This is a genomic window from Alcanivorax xiamenensis (genome assembly GCF_009846745.1).
Taxonomy (GTDB): Bacteria; Pseudomonadota; Gammaproteobacteria; order Pseudomonadales; family Alcanivoracaceae; genus Alloalcanivorax; species Alloalcanivorax xiamenensis.
Genome location: NZ_AQPF01000002.1, coordinates 209875 through 232340, shown reverse-complemented (window position 1 = coordinate 232340; position 22466 = coordinate 209875). Strand labels below are relative to the sequence as shown.

Here is a 22466-nt window from a genome sequence, read left to right as displayed (position 1 = left end):
GGTCACCTTACGGGCCGTCGCCGGAGCGACGTCAAAAATCGTTCCGGACGATTTATTTGTGACCACCATCCGTGATGGGGCGCCCTCAGTGGCGGTCACTCCGCGGGCCGTCGCCCGGGTAACTCGTATGGAGCAGCGATGATCGAAGATGCCAGACCCGCGGGCCTGATCAAACGGCTGATGGCGCTGGTCTACGATGGCTTTCTGGTGTTGGCGTTATGGTTTATAACCGCCGGGCTCTTCGTCATCGTTTATAACCACACGGGATTGCCGACCCAGGAGATCAACGGTGTCACCCGGGCCGATCCGATGGTGCTGAAGGGGGTGCTGTTCCCCCTGCTGCTGGTGGAGACCTGGGCTTTCTATGCCTGGTTCTGGCTGCATGGTGGCCAGACTCTGGGAATGCGCGCCTGGCGGCTGCAAATTCGTGGCTATCGTGGCGGGCCGGTGAAATTCTGGCAGACCCTGGCCCGTTTCGCCGCCGCCGGTGTGTCCTGGTTGATGCTGGGGGCCGGTTATCTGGTGGTGTTGGTGCATCCTCATCAAACTCTGCATGATCGATTGTCCCTCACCGCCACGGTGGAAATGCCGAAGAACGGCAAAGGTCGCTCCTGAACACATGTGAGCTGAACACGGGTGATACGTGCAAGTCGACGATTTTGATTTTGAGTTACCGGACCAACTGATCGCCCGCTATCCGCCAGCGCGGAGGCGTGATGCGCGTTTGCTGACGCTGACCGGGGCGGGGATGGGGCATGGCCGGTTTCCGGATCTGTCCGCCTGGCTGAAGCCCGGCGATCTGTTGGTGTTCAACGACACTCGCGTGATCCCGGCCCGCCTGTTCGGCCGCAAGCAAACCGGCGGGCGGGTGGAAGTGCTGATCGAGCGTCTGCTCGGCGGTCGTGAGGCGCTGGCCCATGTGCGGGCTTCCAAGTCGCCCAAGGCCGGCGGCTGGCTGGAATTTGACCACGGCGTGGCGGCGGAGGTTCGCGGTCGGCGTGGCGAATTGTTCCACCTGGTGTTCACCGGGTGTCAGCAGGTGCTGGATGCTCTGGAGCGCATTGGCCACGTGCCGTTGCCGCCTTACATCGACCGCCCGGACGAAGACACCGACTTGCAGCGCTATCAGACCGTGTATGCCCGGGAGCCGGGCGCGGTGGCGGCGCCCACCGCCGGTTTGCATTTCGACGAGGCCTTCATCGAGCAGCTGCGGGAGCAGGGCGTGGACACGGGCTTCGTCACCTTGCATGTGGGCGCGGGCACGTTCCAGCCGGTGCGCGTGGATAAGGTGGAAGAGCATCACATGCACAGTGAGCGCTTTCGTATCAGTGAAGCCCTGGTGGAGCAGGTACTGGCGACGCGAGCCCGTGGCGGACGGGTGGTGGCGGTGGGTACCACGGCGCTGCGGGCTCTGGAAGCCGCCAGCGCTGACGGTGCGTTGACCCAGGGGGAGGCGGAAACCGATATCTTCATCTATCCCGGTTACCGTTTTCGTCAGGTGGACGCCCTGGTCACCAACTTCCATCTGCCGCGTTCCACCCTGCTGATGCTGATCAGCGCCTTTGCCGGCCGGGAACGGGTGCTGGCGGCTTACCGGGAAGCAGTCCGTGAAGGCTACCGCTTTTTCAGTTACGGCGATGCCATGTTCATTGAGGGAACGCAACACGCAGCACGCAGCGCGCAGCACGCTCAAGACGGAGGCGATGTCTGATGTTGTGGCGTTTTTCTTTTTTTTTAGCGTGCGAGCGTGAAGCGTGTCGCGTGCCAGCGAGTGTTTATCCATGTCCCGAATGAGCTTTGATCTGCTGACCACCGACGGCGCGGCGCGCCGTGGCCGCTTGACCTTCCCCCGTGGCGAGGTGGAGACCCCGGCGTTCATGCCGGTGGGCACCTACGGCACGGTCAAGGCCATGTTGCCGAGGGACCTGGCCGATACTGGCGCGCAAATCTGCCTGGGCAACACCTTTCACCTGATGTTGCGTCCGGGCACCGAAATCATTGAACGTCATGGTTCGTTGCACGGCTTCATGCAATGGGACAAGCCGATCCTCACCGATTCAGGCGGTTTCCAGGTGTTCAGCCTGGGGGAGTTGCGCAAGATTTCCGAGCAGGGCGTGGTGTTCAAGAACCCGATCAATGGCGATCGGGTGGAACTGACGCCGGAACGGGCCATGCAGGTACAGCGTTCTCTGGGCAGTGACATCTGCATGATCTTCGACGAATGCACCCCGTACCCGGCCACCGAGACCCAGGCCGCCGAGTCCATGCGGCTGTCGCTGCGTTGGGCGGGCCGCTCGAAAGCGGCCCATGTAGCCGATGAAGGGAACGATGCGGCTTGTTTCGGGATCGTACAGGGGGGCATGTACGATAATCTGCGCCGCGAATCCCTGGCCGGTCTGACCGACATCGGGTTTGACGGCTATGCCATCGGCGGGCTCAGTGTCGGCGAGCCGCAGGAGGAAATGCGGCGTACTCTGGCCGGGATCACGCCGCATATGCCCACTGACCGGCCTCGCTATCTGATGGGCGTGGGGCGGCCGGAGGACATTGTCGAAGGGGTGCGCCGCGGGGTGGATATGTTCGATTGCGTGATGCCCACCCGCAATGCGCGCAACGGTCATCTGTTTACCCGTGAAGGGGTGATCAAGATTCGTAATGCCCGCCACCGCGGCGACCTGTCACCGCTGGAGGAGGGCTGCGATTGCTACACCTGCCGCCAGTTTTCCCGCAGCTATCTGCATCACCTGGATCGCTGTGGTGAAATGCTCGGCGCGCAGCTGAACACCATCCACAATCTACGCTATTACCAACGGCTGATGGCTGGATTGCGGGGGGCCATTGAAGCGGGTACATTGAGCGCCTTTGTCGGCGACTTCTATGCGGCCATGGGCCGCGATGTGCCCGCTCTTTAACGCGAAAACGTGGAGAATTGAGATGAACTGGTTGATTTCGCCCGCTTATGCACAAGCCGCCGGAGGTCCGGGCGGTGGCATCGAACTGATCATGCTGGTGGTGATGATCGCGGTGTTCTATTTCTTCCTGATCCGCCCGCAGCAGAAGCGCGCCAAGGAACACCGCAATCTGGTGCAGAACCTGAACAAAGGTGACGAGGTAGTAACCGCCGGCGGCATTCTCGGCCGGGTGACCAAAGTCACCGACGAATTCGTGGTGGTGGAAATCAGCGACAATCTGGAAATCAAACTGCAAAAACAGAGTGTCCAGGCCACGTTGCCGAAGGGCACCATCAAATCCATATAAAAAGAGGTGTGTCCGGCCCGGTCGCTCCGGGCCGCCGCCTCCCGGCAATACCGGAAGACGATTATGACCCGCTACCCGCGCTGGAAATTCTTCCTGCTCATGGCCGTGCTGTTTGTTTGCGGCCTCTATGCTCTTCCCAACCTGTTCCCCGATGCGCCGGCCGTACAGATCAGCAGTGCCAAGGCCGGTGGCGAGGTGTCCGACAGCGCCAGCCAGCGCGTGCTGCGGCAATTGGATCAGGCGGGTCTGCAACACGGGCCCGGCGAACACATCGACGGCGGCTCCTGGCTGGTGCGCTTCAGCGATAACGACAGCCAGCTCCGTGCCCGAGAGCTTCTCGCCGGCTCCCTCGGCGATGAGTACGTGGTGGCCCTGAACCTGGCGCCCACCACTCCAGGCTGGCTGCGTGCCATCGGCGCTTCGCCGATGAACCTGGGGCTGGACTTGCGCGGTGGTGTGCATTTCCTGTTGCAGGTGGATATGGACGCGGTGGTGAACCAGCGCATGGAAGCCTGGGCCGGTCAGATCAAACTGGCGCTGAAAAACGAAGGCATTCGTTACCGCGACGTGCGGCAAGACGGCCAGCAGTTGCGCGTGCAGTTCGCCAACTCCGAAGACGCCGACTCGGCCCGCACTCTGCTGCGTAACGCGCTGCCGGAATTCTCGCTGGACTCCGATCCCGAGCAGCGGGTGCTGGTGTTCAACCTGAACCCGACCGCCCTCAAGGACATGCAGGATTACGCGGTGGATCAGAACCGCACCGCGCTGAATAACCGGGTCAACGAACTGGGCGTGGCCGAGCCGGTGGTGCAACGGCAGGGGGCGGACCGCATCGTCGTGCAACTGCCCGGGGTACAGGACGCGGCCCAGGCCCGCCGTATTCTCGGCCGTACCGCCACCCTGGAATTCCGGCTGGTCAATCAGGACTATCCGGCCAGCCGTGCCGCCACCGGCGTGGCGCCGCCGGGCACCGAGATTTTCCCCTTCCGCGGTCAGGGGGATCGTCCGGTGATTCTGGATCGCGCCAAGATCGCCACCGGTGACGAAGTCACCAACGCGCAGATGGGGTTCGATCCGCAAAACGGTACCCCGCAGGTGAACGTGTCCCTGGATTCCGCCGGTGCCCGCCGGATGCAGCGGGTGACCTCACAGAACGTCGGCAATCCGATGGCGGTGCTGTTCATCGAAACCAAGACCGAGATGCGCTCGCGTACCAATGAGAACGGTGAGACCGAGCAAGTACCGGTGAGCACCACCGACCGTTACGTGATCAACGTGGCCACTATCCAGGACACTCTGGGCAGCCGCTTCCGGATTACAGGTCTGGACAGCCCGGCGGAAGCGTCCGAGCTGGCGCTGCTGCTGCGTGCCGGTTCCCTGGCCGCGCCTGTGACCATCATCGAAGAGCGCACCATCGGTCCCAGCCTGGGGGCGGAAAATATCGAGGCCGGCCTCAAATCCATGGCGCTGGGCATGGTTCTGGTGCTGGTGTTCATGCTGGTCTGGTACAAGGTGTTCGGTATCTTCGCCAATGTGGCGCTGGTCGGTAACCTGTTGATCATTGTCGGTATCATGTCGCTGATTCCCGGCGCCACCCTGACCCTGCCGGGCATCGCTGGTATCGTCCTGACAGTGGGCATGGCGGTGGACGCCAACGTGCTGATCTATGAACGTATCCGGGAAGAATTAAAGAAAGGCGTGCGTCCACGGCAGGCCATCGATGAAGGGTACGCCAAGGCGTTCAGCACCATTCTTGATGCCAACATCACCACCATGATCGTCGCGGTGATCCTGTTCTCCGCCGGCACCGGCTCGGTGCAGGGGTTCGCGGTGACTCTGTTTATCGGCATCCTCTCCTCCATGTTTACCGCCATCGTGGGCACCCGCGCCATGGTGGAAATGGTCTACGGCCGCGGCGCCCGTCCGCCGGCCAAACTGAGTATTTGAGGTGCTTATGAGTAACAAGGCTCCTTTCTCCATCAATTTCCTGGGCATCCGGCGGGTATTCGCGGCGCTGTCGATCATTCTGGTGATCGGCTCCATCGGGCTGCTGGCGACCCAGGGGCTGAATCTGGGGATGGATTTCACCGGTGGCACCTCGGTGGTGGCCAAGGGCGAAAATGAAGTGATCATCGACGATGTGCGTTCCGCGCTGGAAGGCACTCCGTTCGAAGAGGCCACCGTGGTGCGTTACGGATCGCCCCGGGATATCAGTATCCGGGTGCCCACCCTGAACGATATGCCCGCGGATCAGGTAGGGCCGCGGCTTACAGAGGTGGTGGAAAGCAAGCTGCCCGGGCTGAAGGTTCTGCAGGTGGAATTTGTTGGTCCGCAAGTCGGCGACGAACTGCGCGACGAGTCCGGCCTCGCGCTGCTGATGGCGCTGGGCCTGATGTTGGTTTACGTGTGGTTCCGCTTCACCAACAAGTTTGGTGTCGCCACCGTGGTGGCCTTGCTGCACGACGTGATCATCGTCCTGGGTCTGTTCTCGCTGACGCGCTGGACTTTCGATCTGACGGTGCTGGCGGCGGTGCTGGCGTTGATCGGCTACTCGCTGAACGACTCCATCGTGGTGGCGGACCGGATCCGGGAGAACTTCCGCGATACCCGGGAAACCGACGCGGAGAAGATCATCAATGGCTCTCTCAATGAAACCCTGAGTCGGACCATCAACACCTCCTTCACGACGTTGCTGGTATTGATTGCCCTGTTCTTCTTTGGCGGTGAAGTGATGCGTGCCTTCTCCGAAGCGCTGCTGGTGGGGATCGCGGTGGGTACCTACTCGTCCATATACGTGGTCACCAACATGCTGTTCCTGATGAAAGTGGATAAGCAGGACTTCATCATTCCGGAGAAGAAGGAAGTGGACGATATGCCCTGACGGCGGGTTGGAATCCGCAAACCAATACCATAATCGCGGTCCGTGGACCAGTGGTGTCCCACATCGCTGGCACGCTTACACGCAACACGCAACACGCAACACGCAACACGCTAAACCCAAGGCCCGCTTGCGGGCCTTGGAGATATGCCTTCAGAGCAAAGCCCGGCATGACCGGGTGTTTTCAAAGCGTGTTAGCGTGCCAGCGTGTTGCGTGTAAGCGGCCCTAGAAGTCTTGCCTGGCCATCCACGGAATAATGCGCTCGAACGCCGCCTCGATCTGCTCCAGCGAGGTGGAGTAACTGATCCGTATGGCGTTGGCACAGGATTCGCCAAAGGTGTCCCCTGCCACCGTGCAGACACCGGTCTCTCGCAGCAGCTTCAGCGCCACATTGCCGCCGTTGACGCCTTCCGGAAGCGACGGAAACAGATAGAAGGCCCCCTCGGGCCGGTAGCCGGTCAGGTGCGGTGTCCGCTCCACCAGTGCCACCAATCGATCCCGCCGCCGCTGATATTCGGCCAGCATGGTGTCCACGAATGAGCGGTCGCCGTTCAAGGCCGCCACCCCCGCCCACTGACAGGGTGTATTGGCCACGGTGGTAGTGAACATGTGATAGCGGCGCAGCTTCTTGATCGCGCCTTGGCTGGCCATCAACCAGCCGATGCGCATCCCCGCCATGCTGAACGTCTTGGAAAAGCTGGATACCACCATGACATGGTCGAGGTCGGCACAGCACGACAGTACGCTGGGGTATTCGCGCCCGTCGTAGACCAGGTGATCGTAGACCTCGTCGCTGATCACGTAGACGCCACGGTAGGCCGCTTCCTGGACGATGGCCTCCACGGTTTCCCGGGGATAAAGCGTACCGGTGGGGTTGCTCGGGGAGTTGAGCACGATGGCGCAGGTGTTATTGTCGATGGCGTCGATGACCGCTTCGGGGTCCAGCTGATGGTGTTGTTCGGCATGGGTGGGAATGGCTTTGACAACGCCGCCATTCATGCGGATCAGGGGGGCGTAAAGCATAAAGGCCGGTTCCGGCACGATGAATTCCCGGCCCGGGGCCGACGTGGCGGTAAGTGCCAGGTAAATGGCCTCGGTGGCACCGGTGGTGACCATGATGTTTTCCGGCACCAGCGGCCGTTGATAACGGTTCCGGTAGTAGTCCGCCAGGGCGTCCAGCAGTTCCGGCAGTCCGGCGTCCATGGTGTAACCGGTTTGCCCCGCCTGCAGTGCCTCCACCGCCGCCTGCACCACATGGTCCGGTGGTTTGAAATCCGGCTGTCCAATGGACAGGTGAATAACGTCGTCCATGGTGGCGGCCAGGTTCACCATGCGGCGGATTCCCGGCACTGGCATGGTGTGCAGCGCCGGATTCCAGATCGGGTCCTCTGATTCGTAGAAGTCGATGTCCAGTTCGCTCACGATGCCTCCTGTCGACGGTGCTTACCCATTGAGAGTGCCTCCGGTCAGTCGACCCCGGCCAGCGGGGGAAACCGTCGCCAGGGCCGTTGCTGTTCGAACTGATGCCCGGTGCGCAACACCAGGGCGTCATCGAAACGGCGGCCGACGATCTGCAGTCCCATCGGCAGTCCGGCGCGATCCAGGCCGAGAGGCAGTGACAGCGCCGGTTGGCCGGTGAGGTTGAAGGGATAGGTGAACGGCGTCCAGGTGGGCCAGCGGGTGCTGGGCCAGTCCACGGGTACTTCCCGGGCGGTGTCGAAGGCGGTGATCGGCAACGTGGGTGTTACCAGAAGATCGTACTTCTCGTGGAACAGCGCCATGCGCTCCGACAGCGCCAGCCGTTCGTTCACCGCGCCCAGATAGTCCAGCATCGACAGCCGCTCCGCCTTGCTGACCACTTCCATCAGGGCCGGGTCCATCAGTGAGCGTTGACGCGCGCCAAGCTCCCGGCAGGTGTTGGCCGCGCCGCCGTAGAACAGGTGGCCGAAGGCGGCCAGCGGACTGCGAAAGCCCGGGTCGGCTTCCACCACTTCGGCGCCCAGGTCCCGTAACATCTCCACCGCTTCGTCACAGGCCTGTTCAATGTCGGCGGCCACGTCCACGTAGCCCAGATTGCGGCTGTAGGCGATACGCAGTCCTTTGAGGTCGCCGTCCAGGGCGGCCAGGTAATCCTGTGGACGGCGCGGTGCGGCCTGGGCGTCGCGCGGGTCCGCCTCGCTCAGCACCTGCATCATCAATGCACAGTCCTCCACCGTGCGCGTCATCGGTCCGGCGTGGGCCAGCGTGCCGAACGGACTGGCGGGCCAGTGCGGCACTTCGCCGAAGGTCGGTTTGTGCCCGACGATGCCGCAGAAGGCGGCGGGAATGCGAATGGAGCCGCCAGCGTCGGTGCCCAGCGCCAGTGGCGCCATGCCGGCGGCCACCGCCGCCGCCGATCCGCCACTGGAGCCGCCGGCGGTTTTGGCTGGGTCCCAGGGGTTGTTGGTGGCGCCGCACATCGGGCTGTCGGTAACCCCTTTCCAGCCAAACTCCGGCGTCGTGGTCTTGCCCAATGGCACATAGCCGTGACGTTCCAGAGCGGCCACCGCCGGGGCGCGCTTGCCCAGTGTCTTGACCGGGTCGACGGTGCGCGAGCCTTTCAGGGTGGGCCACATCGGGGTGAGGAAAACATCCTTGATCGCCACCGGAACGCCGTCCAGCAAGCCCTGGCTATCATCGCGCAGATAGCGTTGCTCGGCCTCCCGGGCGGAGGTCAGAGTGGTATCACGATCAATCAGACACCAGGCATTCAATGCCGGGTCCTGTTGCTCGATCTGATCGAGCAGGGTTTCGGTCACCTCCACCGGGGACAATGCCCGGCTTTGGTAGGCTTGCCGCAATGCCCGCGCGCTCAGGGCGCGTATATCCTCGCTCATGGATGGCCTCCTCCGCTGGTGGCGGTGCCGGCACGGGGGTGGAGGAACGGCGCGAGGCGAGGTCAGCGTTGACCGTAACCCCGCTGCGTATCCACCGGATTGCGCAGGGGCTGCCCCCGGCGCCAGCGCTCAAAGTTGTCCACGAACTGGTGGCCCAGGGCGGCACGCCAGCCTTGGGCGTCGCCGGCCATGTGGGCGGAAATCATCACATTGGGGTAGTCCCAGAGCGGGTGATCGGTGGGCAGCGGCTCCTGCTCGAATACGTCCAGGGCGGCGCCACCCAGGTGGCCGCCATCAAGAGCGGCGAGCAGAGCGCGGGTGTCCACAATGGCACCGCGGCCCACATTGACCAATACCGCGCCGGGTTTCATCCGCGCGAAGGTGTCGCTATTGAACAACCCCTCGGTCTGGCGGGTCAGCGGCGCGGTAATGATCACGTAGTCGGCATCACCCAGCAGTGCCGGCAGATCCTCCTGGGCATGGACCCGGGCAAAGGCGTCGTCATGTTGTCGCGCCCGCCGCGCGGTGCCGATCACTTCCATGCCCAGGGCGCCGAGCAGGGTTGCCACTTCCCGGCCGATGGAACCCGCGCCGACCACCAGCGCGCTTTGCTGGCGCAGCATTTTGGTTTCCCGGTGCCGCCACTGCCGTTGCCGCTGATAGCGCAGATTGCCCAGGGTGTCCTTGGCGAACAGCAGCAGCGCGCCCAGCACGTATTCGGCGATACCGCGATCGAAGATGCCGGCGGCGTTGGTGACCGGAATATCGCTGTCCCGCAGAGGCGGAATCATCAGTGCGTCGACGCCGGCGCTGGTGGCATGCACCCAACGAATCGGACAGGGGGAGGGCCAGGCCCGTTCCAGCGCGTCGACGCGAAAGTCGGTGACCACCAGCACATCGGTTTCCGCCAGCCGGGGCGCCAGACCATCGACGCCACGGTGCTGGTGGATCCGGGCCAGGCCTTCCAGGCTTTCCAGGCCGGGCAGATCGGGCTCGTCCTCGGCCAGCAATACGGTAACCCGCGGCAACGTCATGCCGTGTTCTCCAGCGCGTCTTCGAAGGTATCCACCGCCAGATCGATTTCCTGACGGCTTGCCGTCAAGGGCGGCAGCCAGCGCACCACCTGACCATGGGTGCCGCAGCGCAGCAGCAACAGGCCGGCCTGTTCGCACCGGGACAGCAGCGTTTGGGCGCGTTCGCCGTCGGGCTGGCCGGGGGCGCGGACCATCTCGACGCCCAGCATCAGGCCCTTGCCGCGCACCTCGTCGATGTCGTCGTGTTTGCGAGCCAGTGCCTCCAGGCGTTCACGCAGATAGCGGCCGTGCCCGGCGGCCTGGTTGACCAGATCCTCTTCCTCGATCACCTCCAGGGTGGCGAGAGCGGCGGCGCAGGACACCGCGTTGGCACCGTAGGTGCCGCCCTGGGAACCGGGGCGTCCCTGGGCCATCAAGCCCTTGGCGGCGGCCACGGCGGATAGTGGATAGCCGCTGGCTAACCCCTTGGCGGTGACCACTATGTCCGGCTGGATCCGGGCATGCTCGTGGCTCCAGAAGCGGCCGGTACGGCCGTAACCGGCCTGAATCTCATCAGCGATCAGCAGGATGCCATGGCGGTCGCAGCGCTCGCGCAGACCGGCCAGGAACGAGGCCGGTGCCGGGTAGTAACCGAACTCCCCCTGTACTGGTTCGATGATCAGCGCGGCGGTATCGTGCGGCGGACTCTGGGTCAACAACAGTTCGTCGAGCTGACGCAGACAAAAGGCGCTGGTGGCTTCTTCATCCCAACCGTACAAGTAGGTGTGCGGGAACGGCGCGAAGAACACTCCTGCCATCATTGGCCCCCACCCGCTGCGCACCTTGGTGGTGGAACTGGTCAGCGAGGCCGCCGCCAGGGTGCGGCCGTGAAAGCCGCCTTGAAAGGCGATCAGATTAGGGCGGCCGGTGGCATGCCGCGCCAGCCGGATGGCGGTTTCCACGGCTTCGCTGCCGGAGTTGGAGAATGCCACGGCATCGAGGCCGGCGGGCAGATGCTCACTGAGCCGGTCGGTGAGGCGCAGCATGTTGGGGTGGGTGACGGTGGTGTACTGGGCGTGGACCAGGCGGGCCACCTGTTCCTGGGCGGCGGCCACCACCTTGGGGTGGCAATGGCCGGTGGCGGTGACGCCGATGCCGGAGGTGAAATCCAGCCAGCGATGCCCCTCGGCATCGAACAACCAGCTTCCTTCGCCGCGCTCCGCGCAGATGCCGCTGGATTGCACCAGCAATGGAGACAGATGATGCATCGCTCTCTCCTCCGTGTCGTAGAGCCCTTGAACAGGCTTCTAAGCCCCGGGGGCCAGCGCCGATGCCGTTCGGCTTACCGTAGAGCGTTGGCTATGCGTCGGCCCACGGCATCGGTGCCACTGACCGGATGTCCGGCAGCGAGATCCGTAATCAGCGTCTCATGCAATTGGTGTGCGGCGCTATAAAAAAGCCGACTTTTTTCATTCGAGTTCTTAATATCGGCGGTGGCATCCGAGCGCTGCCCCAACCGTTTTCCTAACCGTTCTCCTAACCATTGCAACAGCAGCGCCAGACTGAACAAAGTGGCGCGCGGGTCGGCCAGATTACGGCCGGCGATATCCGGTGCCGAGCCATGGGTCGGTTCAAACAACGCTGGCACACTGAGATCGGCGGGGTTGATATTGGCGGAAGGCGCCACCCCCAGACCACCGGCCAGGACCGCGGCCAGATCGGTAAGAATGTCGCCATGCAGGTTGCTGGCCACCACCACATCGAAGCGCCAGGGGCATTGCACGAATTTCATCGCCGCCGCGTCCACCAGTTCGTGGTGGGTGGCGACATCCGCGTATTCCTTCGCCACCTGCTGGAAAACGCGGTCATAGAGACCGCCCCAGAAGGCCTGGGCGTTCCGTTTGGTGATCAGGCAAACCTGGGATTCCCGGGTTTCGCCCTCGGGGCCGGTGAAAGCGCGCACGCGTTTTTCATCGCGGCGCTCCCGCGCCCGTTGCCGGGCCCGTTCGAAAGCATGGCGGATCAGCCGTTCGGTGGCGGCGTAGGTGAACACTTCCAGTTGGGTGGCGACCTCGTCTTCGGTGCCGGCGCGCAGCCGGCCGCCCTGGCCGGCGTATTCGCCTTCGCTGTTTTCCCGGATCACCAGCATGTCCAGTTCCTTGGCGCGCGGATCGGACAGGTAGCAGGGAACGCCGGGGTGATAACGGGCGGGGCGCTCGCAGGCCCAGAGATTGAGCGATTTGCGCAGTGCCAGCAAAGGGGCCAGGGAAATGCTGTCGGGCAGGCGATAGCGGTCCGCTTGCTCCAGGGGACCCGGATCCCCCAGCGCCCCCAGCAGCAAGGCATCGTAGCCGAGCAACTGGTCGAGCGCGTCGTCCGGCATCATGCTGCCGTGTTGCCGGTGCCATTCGGTGGCGGGCCAGGGGAGGATCCGGTAATCCAGCGGCAACCGGTGCCGCTGGATCAGTGTATCGAGGACCGGCACGGTGGCGGCCATCACCTCGCCGCCGATACCGTCACCGGGCAGTAACGCGATGGAAACCATGGTCATTTATCAGCCCATGCAGAGGTATTTCGCTTCCAGATACTCTTCCATGCCGTAATGGGAGCCTTCACGGCCCAGGCCGGATTCCTTGACGCCACCGAACGGGGCGGCGGCGTTGGAGATCAGACCTTCGTTGATACCCACCATGCCGGCTTCCAGCGCTTCCGCCACGCGCCACACGCGATGGATGTTTTCGCTGTAGAAATAGGAAGCAAGGCCGAATGGGGTGTCGTTGGCCAGTTGGATCGCTTCCTGCTCGTCCTGGAAGCGGATCACCGCGGCCAGCGGCCCGAAGGTTTCCTCGTGGCAGAACTCCATGTCCTGAGTGGCGCCGGTGATGAGCGTTGGCTGCACGAAGTTGCCACCACGTTCATGGGCGGCGCCGCCGACCACCACCTTGGCGCCCTTGGACTTGGCGTCCTCGATGTGTTCAAGCACTTTTTTCACCGCGCCACCATTGATCAGCGGTGCCTGGGTGACGCCGTCCTCGAAGCCATCGCCCACTTTCAGTTGGTTGATCGCCGCCGCCAGTTTTTCCACGAAGGCATCGTGCACGCCATCCTGTACCAGGAACCGGTTCACGCATACACAGGTTTGCCCGGTGTTGCGGAATTTGCTGGCGATGGCGCCTTCCACCGCTTTGTCCAGATCGGCGTCGTCGAAGACGATGAACGGCGCGTTGCCGCCCAGTTCCAGGGACACCTTCTGGATGTGCTCGGCGCACTGCGCCATCAACTGGCTACCCACTTCGGTGGAGCCGGTGAAGCTGACTTTGCGCACCACCGGAGACTGGGTGATGGTGGTGGAAATGGCGGCGGCGGAACCGGTGATCACGTTGATCACACCGGCGGGAATGCCGGCCCGGATAGCCAGTTCACCCAGTGCCAGCGCGGAGTAGGGAGTGGCGCTGGCCGGTTTGACCACCATGGTGCAGCCGGCGGCCAGGGCGGCGCCGGCCTTGCGGGTGATCATGGACGAGGGGAAGTTCCAGGGAGTGATCGCGGCGGTGACGCCGATGGGTTGCTTGATCACCACGATACGCTGGCCGGGACGGGCTCCGGGAATGGTGTCGCCATAGGCGCGCCGGGCTTCCTCGGCGAACCATTTCAGGAAGGAGGCGGCATAAGCGATCTCGCCCTTGGATTCGGCGAACGGCTTGCCTTGTTCCAGGGTCATGATGGTGGCCAGGTCGTCCTGGTGCGCCATCATCAACTCATACCAGGCGTAGAGCAACTTGCCGCGCTCCTCGGCGGTTTTGTCACGCCAGGCGGGCAGGGCATTGTCGGCGGCGGCGATGGCCTGCCGGGTTCCCTCTTCCACCATGCGCGGCACGGTGCCGATGATCTCTCCGGTGGCGGGATTGTCCACGTCCAGGGTGGCGCCACCCTCGGCATCACACCACTGCCCGTTGATGAAACACTGCTGGCGGAACAGATCAGAGTCCTTGAGGTTGTGCTGGGTCATGGCGTGGCTCTCCTGAAAGCGCATCAAGTGCGGCCGCGCCCGTGAGAATAGAGGTATAGGGTTACGCTAGCAGAGCCCGGCCTGCAATCCCATCCCCCGGTAAATCGGATTTACAAATCGGCGTGATCGAGAAAAACAGGTAGGTGGCGGCCCCGTTGGGAGCGGGTCCGCCAAGGACTTACTGGCGGCGTAGAGCGGCGGTGAGATGAGGCTGGATTTTTTGCAGCAGGCCCTTGAAGACCTTGGGTGCTCCGGCCACCACATGGCCGAAGTCCAGGTGTCCGTGGCCGCCGGCGAGATCGCCCACCAGGCCGCCGGCTTCGGTGATCAGCAGCGTGCCCGCGGCCATATCCCAGGGCGCCAGGCCGATCTCGAAGAAACCGTCCATGCGTCCGGCGGCGACCCAGGCCAGATCAAGGGCGGCGGAGCCGGGACGGCGCAGGCCGGCGGCGGATTCGGCGATGGACTTGAACATGCCGAGATAAGCGTCCAGATGCTGGACCTGGTCGGCGCGGAACGGAAAGCCGGTGCCGATCAGGGCGCCGGACAGGCCGGCGCGCTTGCTGACCCGGATGCGGCGGCCGTTGAGGGCCGCGCCGCGACCGCGGCTGGCGGTGAATTCCTCGTCCCGCAGCGGATCGTAGACCACCGCGTGCTCGACCCGGCCTTTGATGGCCAGGGCAATGGAAACGCAATATTGCGGAAAATCGTGGATGAAGTTGGTGGTGCCGTCCAGAGGATCAATGATCCATTGATAATCGACACCTTCACCGGTGCCGGCGATTTCGCCGCCTTCTTCGGCGAGGATGCCGTGTTGCGGATAGGCTTTGCGAATCACCTCGATGATGCGAGCTTCCGCCGCCCGGTCCACCTGGGTGACGAAGTCGTTCATGCCCTTTTGATCCACGGTCAGGGGATCGTTGTTCTCCGCCGCGCGGCGGATCAGATTGCCCGCCTGGCGGGCGGCTCGCAGAGCAATGTTCACTTGCGGCGCGTGCATGCCGGTATCCTGTCGGTTTAAAAGAGCGATTCGGCCAACGGCCGTGTTGCCGCGAAGTTTAGCAGAGGCGGAGGACCGTGGGCAGGTGAGAATCTGTTAAACTCCCTTCTTTCCCGTGATCTGGATACATCATGTTAGATAACGTGCGCGTGGTGATGGTGGGGACCACCCACCCGGGCAATATCGGCGCGGCGGCCCGTGCCATGAAGACCATGGGGCTGAGCGACCTGCGCCTGGTGACGCCCAAGATCTACCCCAGTGCCGAAGCCACGTCCCGTGCCTCCGGCGCTGGTGACATTCTCGCCGCGGCCCGGGTTTGCGAGAGCCTGGACGAAGCCCTGGAAGGCGCCACTCTGGTGGTGGGCACCAGTGCCCGCCGCCGCCGTATCCCCTGGCCCTGCCTGACGCCACGTGAGCTTGGCCAGCAACTGGAACAGGAGCCCGCCGATGCTCGTATCGCGGTGCTGTTCGGGCGTGAGGATCGTGGCCTGACCAACGAAGAACTGCACCGCTGTAACCTGCATGTTTCCGTGCCCACCAACCCGGAGTATGGTGTGCTGAACGTGGCGTCGGCGGTGCAGTTGATTGCCTATGAACTGCGTTTGGTACTGGCTGACGACGACACCGTGCCGAAGGCTGCGCGGGCCAATCGCGCCACCATGACGCCACCCCGGATGTACTGGGACGAGCCGGCGGCCAGCAACGACGCGGTCCAGCACTTCCTCGATCATCTGGAGCGGATCATGGTGCGCAGTGACTTCCTGGACCCGGAGAAACCGGCCCAGGTGATGACCCGCATGCGGCGATTGTTCCTGCGCGCACGCCCCGACAGAATGGAAATCAATATCCTGCGCGGCACCCTGGTGGCCATTGAGAAGGCCCTGGATGACCGCTCATAGAGCAGGCAAACAGGCTCTCAGAGGTAACTATGTTCGAGCAGATCAAAGAGGACATCCAATCCGTCTTTCACCGTGACCCGGCGGCGCGTAACACCCTTGAGGTATTGCTGAATTATCCGGGGCTGCACGCCGTCTTGTTCCATCGGCTGGCGCACTGGTGCTGGCGGCGTGGTCTGAAACTGCTCGCTCGGTTGATCTCCACTTTCAGCCGCTGGCTGACCGGCATCGAGATTCATCCCGGAGCGCGCATTGGCCGGCGCTTCTTCATCGATCACGGCATGGGGGTGGTGATTGGCGAAACCGCGGAAATCGGCGACGACGTCACGCTCTATCACGGCGTCACCCTGGGGGGCACCAGCTGGAACAAGGGCAAGCGCCACCCGACTCTGGAAGACGGCGTGGTGGTCGGTGCCGGTGCCAAGGTGCTGGGCCCTTTCATTGTGCACAAGAACGCCAAGATCGGTTCCAACTCGGTGGTCACCAAAGAGGTGCCGGAGGGGGCCACGGTGATCGGTATTCCCGGCCGGGTGATTCGCCAGCCGGCTAATGAGCAGGAGCGTAACCGCCGGGAAATGGCGGAGAAAATCGGCTTCCAGGCTTATGGCGTCAGCAACGACATGCCCGACCCGGTGGCGGAAGCCATTGGCACGCTGCTGGATCATATGCACGCGGTGGACGGCAAGCTGGACCGGGTTTGCGAGAACCTGCGGCGCCAGGGGATTCAGGGCTGCGACGAGCAACTGCCGGAATTGAACGACGAGGATTTCGCGTCGATCAAGGCGCGCGAGGGCACTGACTGACTCCCGGCGTGGCGTTACCCAGAATAACAACATCAGAAACGAGGGCAGGGCATGATCGCGAGACTGTTTCCGCTGTGGGCGATTTTGTTTTCCATCTTTGCCTATTTCATGCCGGCGCCGCTGGCGGCGCTGTCCGACTGGATCGTGCCGTTGCTGATGGTGATCATGTTCGGTATGGGACTGACGCTGACCTGGGATGACTTTCTGCGCGTGTTCAAGGCGCCCGGGGTGATTGGCCTGGGCGTGGTTCTTCAATACTTGGTCATGCCGCTGGCCGCGTTGCTGGTGGCCAAGATCCTGGCGTTGCCCACGGAGGTGATGGTCGGTCTGGTGATCGTCGGCGCCTGTCCCGGCGGCACCGCTTCCAACGTGATTTGCTATCTGGCCCGCGCTGATGTGGCGCTCTCCATCGCCATGACCGCGGTCTCCACCCTGGTGGCGGTGTTGGCCACACCGGCTTTGGTCTGGCTGTACCTGGGCGAAACCTTGCCCGTGCCGGTGGCGGCGATGCTGGCGTCCCTGGTGAAGATCGTTTTATTGCCAGTGATCGGCGGCACTCTGATCAACTCTTTCCTGGGCGCCCGACTGGACCGGGTGCGTGATGCCTTCCCCTTGATTTCCGTGGCCGCCATTGTTCTGGTGATCGGTATCATCGTGGCTCTGAACCAGTCCCGGATCGCCAGTGGTGGCGTTCTCGTGATGCTGGCGGTGGTGCTGCACAACAGCATTGGTCTGGCCGCCGGCTATGGTGTTGCCCGGCTGTTCCGCTTCGACCCGCGTCGCGCCCGCACCCTCGCCATTGAGGTGGGCATGCAGAATTCCGGTCTCGGCGTGGCGCTGGCGGTAAAACACTTCACCGCCATGGCCGCCTTGCCCGGCGCCTTGTTCAGCGTCTGGCACAACCTCTCTGGCGCCGTGCTGGCCTGGTATTGGCGGCGCCGGGAGGAGTCCGCCAAAGCCACTCAGGCCGGCGAAGAGGCCCGTGGCAACGTCAGATAAACCCCGGCCAGCATCAGTGGGGCACCAAGCAAATGGTGAAGCCCCAGGGGTTGGCCGAGGACCAACCAGGCCCACGAACAATCCCCATTGCGGCCAATCGGGCGACGTCAGCGTCGGCACGGCGAATGGCAGGCCGATCAGGGCGCCCAGCAGGCGACTGAACAGTACAACGGTCCAACCTTCAACGAAGGCTTCCTTCCGGTGCCGGATGGGGCAAAGCAGAGGGGGCTCAGTGCCCGGCCCAGTGCTGTTCGGCCCAGCGGTTGAGCGCCAGCAGCGTGCTCTCCAGTTCCTCCCCGGCCTGACTGAGACGATAACCGGTTCCGTCTTCCCGTTGAACCAGATCCAGCTCGCGCAGGGTTTTCAATCGATCATTCAGGACCGTGGGTGACACCTGGTCGCAGCGTTGACGCAAGGCTCTGAAGGACAGGGGGGCATCCCGCAGTTCCCACAAAATACGGAGCGTCCAGCGTTGCCCGAGAATATCCAGCAATACCATGATCGGGCGGCCGGAGGTCGATCCCCGGACGGGTTGGCTGACGGTCTTCCTGGCCATGGTGATTCCTTGTCGAATAACTTGACCGCTACATAAGAAGTAGCAGAGACTGAAGATGTGCTACACATATTGTAGCGACCGGGAGACGACAATGACACACGACTTGAAGCCCCTTTCGGGGCCGCCCTTCGATGCCGAGACGCAAGCGATTCTGGACAAGTATTACCCACAACGGGAGGGTGAGGTGTTGAGTCTGTTCCGGGTCTTCGCCCGCAGTCCCCGTCTGTTACGCAAACTCGGCGCGGCGGGGTTGCTGGACGAGGCCAGCCCCCTGCCGTTGCGGGACAGAGAAATCGTCATTCTGCGTACCACGGCGCATCACGGATGCGAGTACGAATGGGGAGTGCACGCCAAGGTGTTCGCCAAGGCGGCGGGGCTGGATGACGCACAATTGGTTGCCACTCGGCACGGGACCGCGGAAGCACCATGCTGGACCGAACAGCAACAAGCCTTGATCCGGGTGGTTGATGAACTGCATGACGATGGCAACTTGAGTGAGGAGGCGCACTCGTTGTTTGTCCGGCATTGGGAAACCGGGCAGCAGTTGGAAGTGCTGGCTTTGTGCGGGTTCTATTCCACCGTCAGTTTCATCGCTAACACCGCCCGACTGGCGCCGGAGCCCTGGGCGCGGCGTTTTCCCGATGCCGGTGAAGCCGACGCGCCGGCCTGACTCTCTTTCACCATGCCGGAAGCGGGCCGGTTGAGGAGAGTGATACGCAGACAGTGGTGGATTCTATTTCTATGGTGAGAACGGAGCTGGTGTTTCGCTGAAGAAAAACGGCCTCAGATTCGGATGGCGGCGAAGCGTTCCCGCAGCCATTTGGCCGCTGGACCACAGGGGCGCTGTTTGTGCCAGACCAGCTCCACCGCCACCGGCAGATCAAAATCGTCGAACTGCAGTTCCGGGATCGCCAGATCCGCCGCCACCGGTGACGCCTTGATCACATGGCTGGAGACAAAGGCCCAGCCGATACCCTGACGCACCAGTTGCAGGATCACCCAGTGGCTTTCCACCCACCACACTTCCGGTGCCACTCGTAAACGCTGTTTCTCGGGGCCGTCGTTGCGCGCGGCCACCAGAATCTGGCGATGGCGTTTCAGATCCTCCCAGTCCACCCGTACGTTGGCTAATGGGTGTTGGTTACCGCAGACCATTTTGATCGGCACCCAGCCAAGGGTTTGGAAGCCCAACTCGGTGGGCAGGATTTCCTGACGCCACATCACACCGATGTCGGCCTGGCCGGTCAGCACCAGACGGCTGACGTCCTCCATCATCGGGAACAGCAGCTCCAGTTCCACGTGGGGGAAGTGCCGGGCGAATTCGGCGAACACCTCGGCCATGGCCTGTTCCGGATAAATCTCGTCAATCGCCACCACCAGCCGCTGTTCCACATGGGCTTCGAAGCTGCGGGCCACGCCGATCAGGTGTTCGCGCCGGTCGAGGATCACCCGGGCCTCCAGCAGCAACCGTTCCCCGGCCGGGGTCAGGGTGGGGCTGCGCCCGGCGCGGCTGAACAACGCCAGCCCCAGGTCCTCTTCCAGGTTGGAGATCTGGGTGCTGACGGCGGATTGGGCCTTGCGCAGTCGCCGGGCGGCGGCGGAGAACGAACCGGTCTCGGCGGCGACGACGAAGGCCTGTAACTGGTCTAGAGAAACACTCATCTATCTGAATATTAGATGGTTGCTAACTTTATTAATGCGATCTTGGCGATAGATTAGACGCACGTCAAATCATCAAGGAGTGCTCCATCATGGCATTGCGTACGGCTCAGGACCGGGTTCGTCACGCGGTTTTGTTCGAGGTCATCGGGTTGGCCATCATGATCCCGGTCGGCGCTTACCTATTCCAGTTGCCGGCTGCCCACATGGGCGTGTTGGGAGTGGCCGGTGCCACCATCGCCACCGTGTGGAATTTCGTATTCAACCTGGGATTCGACCACGCCATGTTCCGTTGGCTGGGCCATACCAGGAAGACCCTGCGCATGCGGGTAGGGCATGCGCTGCTGTTCGAGGGGGGCTTGCTGGTAATGCTGCTGCCGATGGTGGCCTGGTATCTGGGGATCGGTTTGATGCAGGCGCTGATGATGGACCTGGCCATGGTGGTGTTCTATTTGTTCTATGCCTTCGGTTTCAACTGGGCTTATGACCGGGTGTTTCCGGTGGCACCGATGGCCCAACCGGCAATTTGACAGTGGTCCACTGGTTGTCGCACAGGTCAGGCTGGCGGGAGCGCTCATGCATCATGCTGGTGCATGAGCGGCTCCCGTATTAACATGGACGCCGTCTAATCCTGAACGAACGGATCTATCCCTCATGAATGTCGTCGCGTGCTTGGTTGCTGTCGTTGTCCGCCTCCCCGGCGACCGCGTGCGTGATCATGGCATGTCCCCTCCGGTTTTCTTGTTCGCCGCGGTGGCGCGGACATCCGTCGCCGTAGTACGCCAAGTCGTTCGCGGCTGATACCGCTGATTTCTCTCCCCGATCTGTTTTAACGGCTTCGCCGTCTTTTGTTCTCGCGGCCGCCAGGTCGGGGTCCGTTCGTATTTGATGGATGAGTGTTTCATGAAAACGGAAAATAACTTCTGGGCGGCCCAGGGCGCCATGGCCACATTCGTGTTGCTGTGGGGCAGTGCCGCCATCGTTACTCGTTGGGGGTTGGACCACGGCTCGGTTCTTGCCCTCTTGATCCTGCGTTTTGCTCTGGCGCTGGGCGTCTTGCTGCTGATCCGGGGTGGGCGCTTGCTGCCTCCTCGAGGACAGCGTCTGCCCGTGGCTGGCGTCGGCTTGTTGCTGATTGGTTTTTATACCCTGTGTTACTTCCTGGCTTTGGAGTATGAGGTCACACCGGGACTATTGGCCACGGTGCTGGGGGCTCAGCCGATCCTTACTCTGGTTCTCACCGAGCGGCGTTTTTCTCCGTGGCGTCTGGCTGGGCTGCTGCTGGCTTTGCTGGGGCTGACTCTGGTGGTCTACCAGAGTCTGGTGTTGGCCAGGTTGTCCTGGACTGGTATGGCGTTTGCCCTGGGTGCCTTGCTTTGTGTCACCGTGGGCGCGCTTTGGCAGAAACGTATCGCGCTGCCGCCGAGTGAGGTGCTGCCATTACAGTACGCGGTGACTCTCGTGTTATGCGCGTTGCTGATCCCGTTCCAGCCTTTTCATTGGCAATGGAGTGTGGGGTTCCTGGTGCCGGTGGTCTGGATGGGGCTGGGCGTCTCGGTGGCGGCGCAGTTGCTGCTTTATCGAATGATTCGCTCCGGTAATCTGGTCAATGTGACCAGCCTGTTCTATCTGGTTCCAGTGGTGACGGTAGTGCTGGATTACCTGGTGTTTGGCAACGCTCTGTCGGTCATGTCGTTGGCCGGGATGATCGCGATCCTGGCCGGGCTGGCGGTGGTGCATGGCCGGCGGGAGCGGGTGCCTACCGAGTAGCAAGGTGAGAAAGCCATAATCCCAAAAAAAGAAGAATGGAGGGAAGCGGTCCCGGCGGTTTATGCCGGGCGCTTCCCTCTTATATTGTTGGTTCGCTTGCGTCATTCAGGGCGGCGTACGGCTCGCAGCTTTCCGCTGCCACCGCCACCACAGAAGAAACGCTCCCGGCCATCGGATTCGAGCCCTGATACGCCCATTCCGGCCGGCATCTCAATGCGCTCCAGAAGTTCTCCGCTGGTGGCGTCGATACGTCGTAGTTCACTTTCATCGTTTTCCCAGGTGCCGTGCCACAACTCGCCTTCCGCCCAGGTTACTCCGGTGACGAAGCGGTTGGACTCAAGAGTACGGAGAATCGCCCCGGTGTCCGGGTCGACCTGATGGATCTTGCGACTGCGATGCTGTCCAACCCAGAGTACGCCTTCGCCCCAGGCGAGACCCGAGTTGCCGCCTTCGGGCGCGGGGAGTGTGGCGATGACCGTGCCACTTCGCGGGTCGATCTTCTGTATCCGGTCGCCGCTGATCTGAAATAAATATTGCCCGTCGAAAGCGGTTCCCGCATCCGCGGGGACGTTCAATGAGCGCACGGTTTCAGCGCTCTCGGGATCCAAGGAGGTGAGCGTCTCCCCGGTGGCAAGCCAGACGTGCCGGCCGTCGAAGGACACGCCGTGGACGGCGTCGATGTCGGGGAAAGGTCCGTATTCACGGAGCAGATCGGCTGCTGATGTCTTCATGAGGTTGTCCTCGTTGC

22 protein-coding genes are annotated in these 22466 nt (G+C 62.8%); 12 read left to right on the top strand and 10 right to left on the bottom strand.

Annotated elements, in window-relative coordinates; all coding sequences use genetic code 11:
• The first annotated feature begins 138 nt into the window (after positions 1-138).
• From A6D6_RS02630 to secF, 6 genes are all read left to right on the top strand, one after another.
• Positions 139-615, top strand: coding sequence for an RDD family protein (locus A6D6_RS02630; protein WP_159659842.1), 477 nt, complete (start codon positions 139-141; stop codon positions 613-615).
• A gap of 28 nt (positions 616-643) precedes the next feature.
• Positions 644-1711: a tRNA preQ1(34) S-adenosylmethionine ribosyltransferase-isomerase QueA gene (gene queA / locus A6D6_RS02625; RefSeq protein WP_159659841.1), complete on the top strand. Its 1068-nt coding sequence runs from the start codon at positions 644-646 to the stop codon at positions 1709-1711.
• Positions 1712-1790: 79 nt separating this feature from the next.
• The gene (tgt, locus tag A6D6_RS02620; RefSeq protein ID WP_133492451.1) at positions 1791-2912 is read left to right on the top strand and encodes a tRNA guanosine(34) transglycosylase Tgt; all 1122 of its coding nucleotides are present in this window, start codon (positions 1791-1793) and stop codon (positions 2910-2912) included.
• A gap of 22 nt (positions 2913-2934) precedes the next feature.
• A complete protein-coding gene (gene yajC / locus A6D6_RS02615) occupies positions 2935-3258 on the top strand; it encodes a preprotein translocase subunit YajC (RefSeq protein WP_014995999.1) in 324 nt (107 codons plus the stop codon).
• Between the two features lie 63 nt (positions 3259-3321).
• Positions 3322-5205 (top strand): protein translocase subunit SecD, encoded by a 1884-nt coding sequence (secD, locus tag A6D6_RS02610; protein WP_201303685.1) that lies wholly within the window; start codon positions 3322-3324, stop codon positions 5203-5205.
• A gap of 7 nt (positions 5206-5212) precedes the next feature.
• Positions 5213-6139 (top strand): protein translocase subunit SecF, encoded by a 927-nt coding sequence (gene secF / locus A6D6_RS02605; RefSeq protein ID WP_133492361.1) that lies wholly within the window; start codon positions 5213-5215, stop codon positions 6137-6139.
• Between the two features lie 223 nt (positions 6140-6362).
• On the opposite strand, the gene A6D6_RS02600 is transcribed toward secF, so the two are convergent.
• The 7 genes from A6D6_RS02600 to suhB form a co-directional block, all read right to left on the bottom strand.
• Positions 6363-7559, bottom strand: a complete 1197-nt coding sequence (locus A6D6_RS02600; RefSeq protein ID WP_159659840.1) for a pyridoxal phosphate-dependent aminotransferase — start codon at positions 7557-7559, stop codon at positions 6363-6365.
• Between the two features lie 44 nt (positions 7560-7603).
• Positions 7604-9013, bottom strand: coding sequence for an amidase (locus A6D6_RS02595; protein WP_159659839.1), 1410 nt, complete (start codon positions 9011-9013; stop codon positions 7604-7606).
• 62 nt (positions 9014-9075) lie between these two features.
• Positions 9076-10047, bottom strand: coding sequence for a D-2-hydroxyacid dehydrogenase (locus A6D6_RS02590; RefSeq protein WP_133492364.1), 972 nt, complete (start codon positions 10045-10047; stop codon positions 9076-9078).
• Positions 10044-11294, bottom strand: a complete 1251-nt coding sequence (locus A6D6_RS02585) for an aspartate aminotransferase family protein (RefSeq protein WP_133492365.1) — start codon at positions 11292-11294, stop codon at positions 10044-10046. Before A6D6_RS02585 ends, A6D6_RS02590 begins: the two co-directional genes overlap by 4 nt.
• Before the next feature lie 74 nt (positions 11295-11368).
• Positions 11369-12577 (bottom strand): isocitrate/isopropylmalate dehydrogenase family protein, encoded by a 1209-nt coding sequence (locus A6D6_RS02580; RefSeq protein WP_159659838.1) that lies wholly within the window; start codon positions 12575-12577, stop codon positions 11369-11371.
• A gap of 3 nt (positions 12578-12580) precedes the next feature.
• Positions 12581-14035, bottom strand: a complete 1455-nt coding sequence (locus A6D6_RS02575) for an NAD-dependent succinate-semialdehyde dehydrogenase (RefSeq protein WP_159659837.1) — start codon at positions 14033-14035, stop codon at positions 12581-12583.
• A gap of 178 nt (positions 14036-14213) precedes the next feature.
• Positions 14214-15035 (bottom strand): inositol-1-monophosphatase, encoded by an 822-nt coding sequence (gene suhB / locus A6D6_RS02570; protein ID WP_159659836.1) that lies wholly within the window; start codon positions 15033-15035, stop codon positions 14214-14216.
• 131 nt (positions 15036-15166) lie between these two features.
• On the opposite strand from suhB, the gene A6D6_RS02565 reads away from it, so the two are divergent.
• Genes A6D6_RS02565 through A6D6_RS02555 form a run of 3 tightly spaced genes read left to right on the top strand, consistent with a single transcriptional unit; the run spans position 15167 to position 17733 of the window.
• Positions 15167-15934 (top strand): RNA methyltransferase, encoded by a 768-nt coding sequence (locus tag A6D6_RS02565; RefSeq protein WP_133492369.1) that lies wholly within the window; start codon positions 15167-15169, stop codon positions 15932-15934.
• A gap of 29 nt (positions 15935-15963) precedes the next feature.
• Complete coding sequence (gene cysE, locus A6D6_RS02560; RefSeq protein WP_159659835.1) at positions 15964-16734, top strand: serine O-acetyltransferase; 771 nt, start codon at positions 15964-15966, stop codon at positions 16732-16734.
• 51 nt (positions 16735-16785) lie between these two features.
• Positions 16786-17733, top strand: a complete 948-nt coding sequence (locus A6D6_RS02555; protein WP_159659834.1) for a bile acid:sodium symporter family protein — start codon at positions 16786-16788, stop codon at positions 17731-17733.
• Between the two features lie 229 nt (positions 17734-17962).
• On the opposite strand, the gene A6D6_RS02550 is transcribed toward A6D6_RS02555, so the two are convergent.
• Positions 17963-18289, bottom strand: coding sequence for a winged helix-turn-helix transcriptional regulator (locus tag A6D6_RS02550; RefSeq protein ID WP_159659833.1), 327 nt, complete (start codon positions 18287-18289; stop codon positions 17963-17965).
• A gap of 91 nt (positions 18290-18380) precedes the next feature.
• Between A6D6_RS02550 and A6D6_RS02545 the strand changes: the two genes are divergently transcribed.
• A complete protein-coding gene (locus tag A6D6_RS02545; RefSeq protein ID WP_159659832.1) occupies positions 18381-18959 on the top strand; it encodes a carboxymuconolactone decarboxylase family protein in 579 nt (192 codons plus the stop codon).
• Between the two features lie 113 nt (positions 18960-19072).
• On the opposite strand, the gene A6D6_RS02540 is transcribed toward A6D6_RS02545, so the two are convergent.
• On the bottom strand, positions 19073-19951 hold the full coding sequence (locus A6D6_RS02540; protein WP_159659831.1) for a LysR family transcriptional regulator: 879 nt from the start codon (positions 19949-19951) through the stop codon (positions 19073-19075).
• 89 nt (positions 19952-20040) lie between these two features.
• Here A6D6_RS02540 and A6D6_RS02535 point away from each other — a divergent pair, with 89 nt between their 5' ends.
• Together A6D6_RS02535 and A6D6_RS02530 are read left to right on the top strand one after the other, a co-directional pair.
• Positions 20041-20478 carry a PACE efflux transporter gene (locus tag A6D6_RS02535; protein WP_159659830.1) on the top strand — a complete coding sequence of 146 codons (438 nt, stop codon included), beginning with the start codon at positions 20041-20043 and terminating at the stop codon, positions 20476-20478.
• Positions 20479-20851: 373 nt separating this feature from the next.
• Positions 20852-21718, top strand: a complete 867-nt coding sequence (locus A6D6_RS02530) for a DMT family transporter (RefSeq protein ID WP_159659829.1) — start codon at positions 20852-20854, stop codon at positions 21716-21718.
• A 101-nt stretch (positions 21719-21819) separates the two neighbouring features.
• Here A6D6_RS02530 and A6D6_RS02525 read toward each other — a convergent pair whose 3' ends face one another.
• Positions 21820-22449 carry a Vgb family protein gene (locus A6D6_RS02525; RefSeq protein ID WP_159659828.1) on the bottom strand — a complete coding sequence of 210 codons (630 nt, stop codon included), beginning with the start codon at positions 22447-22449 and terminating at the stop codon, positions 21820-21822.
• Between the last annotated feature and the right edge of the window lie 17 nt (positions 22450-22466).

Coding starts and splice junctions, on each gene's coding strand:
- A6D6_RS02630 (WP_159659842.1), top strand. CDS start 139: ATGATCGAAGATGCCAGACCCGCGGGCCTGATCAAACGGCTGATGGCG.
- tgt (WP_133492451.1), top strand. CDS start 1,791: ATGAGCTTTGATCTGCTGACCACCGACGGCGCGGCGCGCCGTGGCCGC.
- yajC (WP_014995999.1), top strand. CDS start 2,935: ATGAACTGGTTGATTTCGCCCGCTTATGCACAAGCCGCCGGAGGTCCG.
- secD (WP_201303685.1), top strand. CDS start 3,322: ATGACCCGCTACCCGCGCTGGAAATTCTTCCTGCTCATGGCCGTGCTG.
- secF (WP_133492361.1), top strand. CDS start 5,213: ATGAGTAACAAGGCTCCTTTCTCCATCAATTTCCTGGGCATCCGGCGG.
- A6D6_RS02595 (WP_159659839.1), bottom strand. CDS start 9,013: ATGAGCGAGGATATACGCGCCCTGAGCGCGCGGGCATTGCGGCAAGCC.
- A6D6_RS02590 (WP_133492364.1), bottom strand. CDS start 10,047: ATGACGTTGCCGCGGGTTACCGTATTGCTGGCCGAGGACGAGCCCGAT.
- A6D6_RS02585 (WP_133492365.1), bottom strand. CDS start 11,294: ATGCATCATCTGTCTCCATTGCTGGTGCAATCCAGCGGCATCTGCGCG.
- A6D6_RS02580 (WP_159659838.1), bottom strand. CDS start 12,577: ATGACCATGGTTTCCATCGCGTTACTGCCCGGTGACGGTATCGGCGGC.
- A6D6_RS02575 (WP_159659837.1), bottom strand. CDS start 14,035: ATGACCCAGCACAACCTCAAGGACTCTGATCTGTTCCGCCAGCAGTGT.
- suhB (WP_159659836.1), bottom strand. CDS start 15,035: ATGCACGCGCCGCAAGTGAACATTGCTCTGCGAGCCGCCCGCCAGGCG.
- A6D6_RS02565 (WP_133492369.1), top strand. CDS start 15,167: ATGTTAGATAACGTGCGCGTGGTGATGGTGGGGACCACCCACCCGGGC.
- cysE (WP_159659835.1), top strand. CDS start 15,964: ATGTTCGAGCAGATCAAAGAGGACATCCAATCCGTCTTTCACCGTGAC.
- A6D6_RS02555 (WP_159659834.1), top strand. CDS start 16,786: ATGATCGCGAGACTGTTTCCGCTGTGGGCGATTTTGTTTTCCATCTTT.
- A6D6_RS02550 (WP_159659833.1), bottom strand. CDS start 18,289: ATGGCCAGGAAGACCGTCAGCCAACCCGTCCGGGGATCGACCTCCGGC.
- A6D6_RS02545 (WP_159659832.1), top strand. CDS start 18,381: ATGACACACGACTTGAAGCCCCTTTCGGGGCCGCCCTTCGATGCCGAG.
- A6D6_RS02540 (WP_159659831.1), bottom strand. CDS start 19,951: ATGAGTGTTTCTCTAGACCAGTTACAGGCCTTCGTCGTCGCCGCCGAG.
- A6D6_RS02535 (WP_159659830.1), top strand. CDS start 20,041: ATGGCATTGCGTACGGCTCAGGACCGGGTTCGTCACGCGGTTTTGTTC.
- A6D6_RS02530 (WP_159659829.1), top strand. CDS start 20,852: ATGAAAACGGAAAATAACTTCTGGGCGGCCCAGGGCGCCATGGCCACA.
- A6D6_RS02525 (WP_159659828.1), bottom strand. CDS start 22,449: ATGAAGACATCAGCAGCCGATCTGCTCCGTGAATACGGACCTTTCCCC.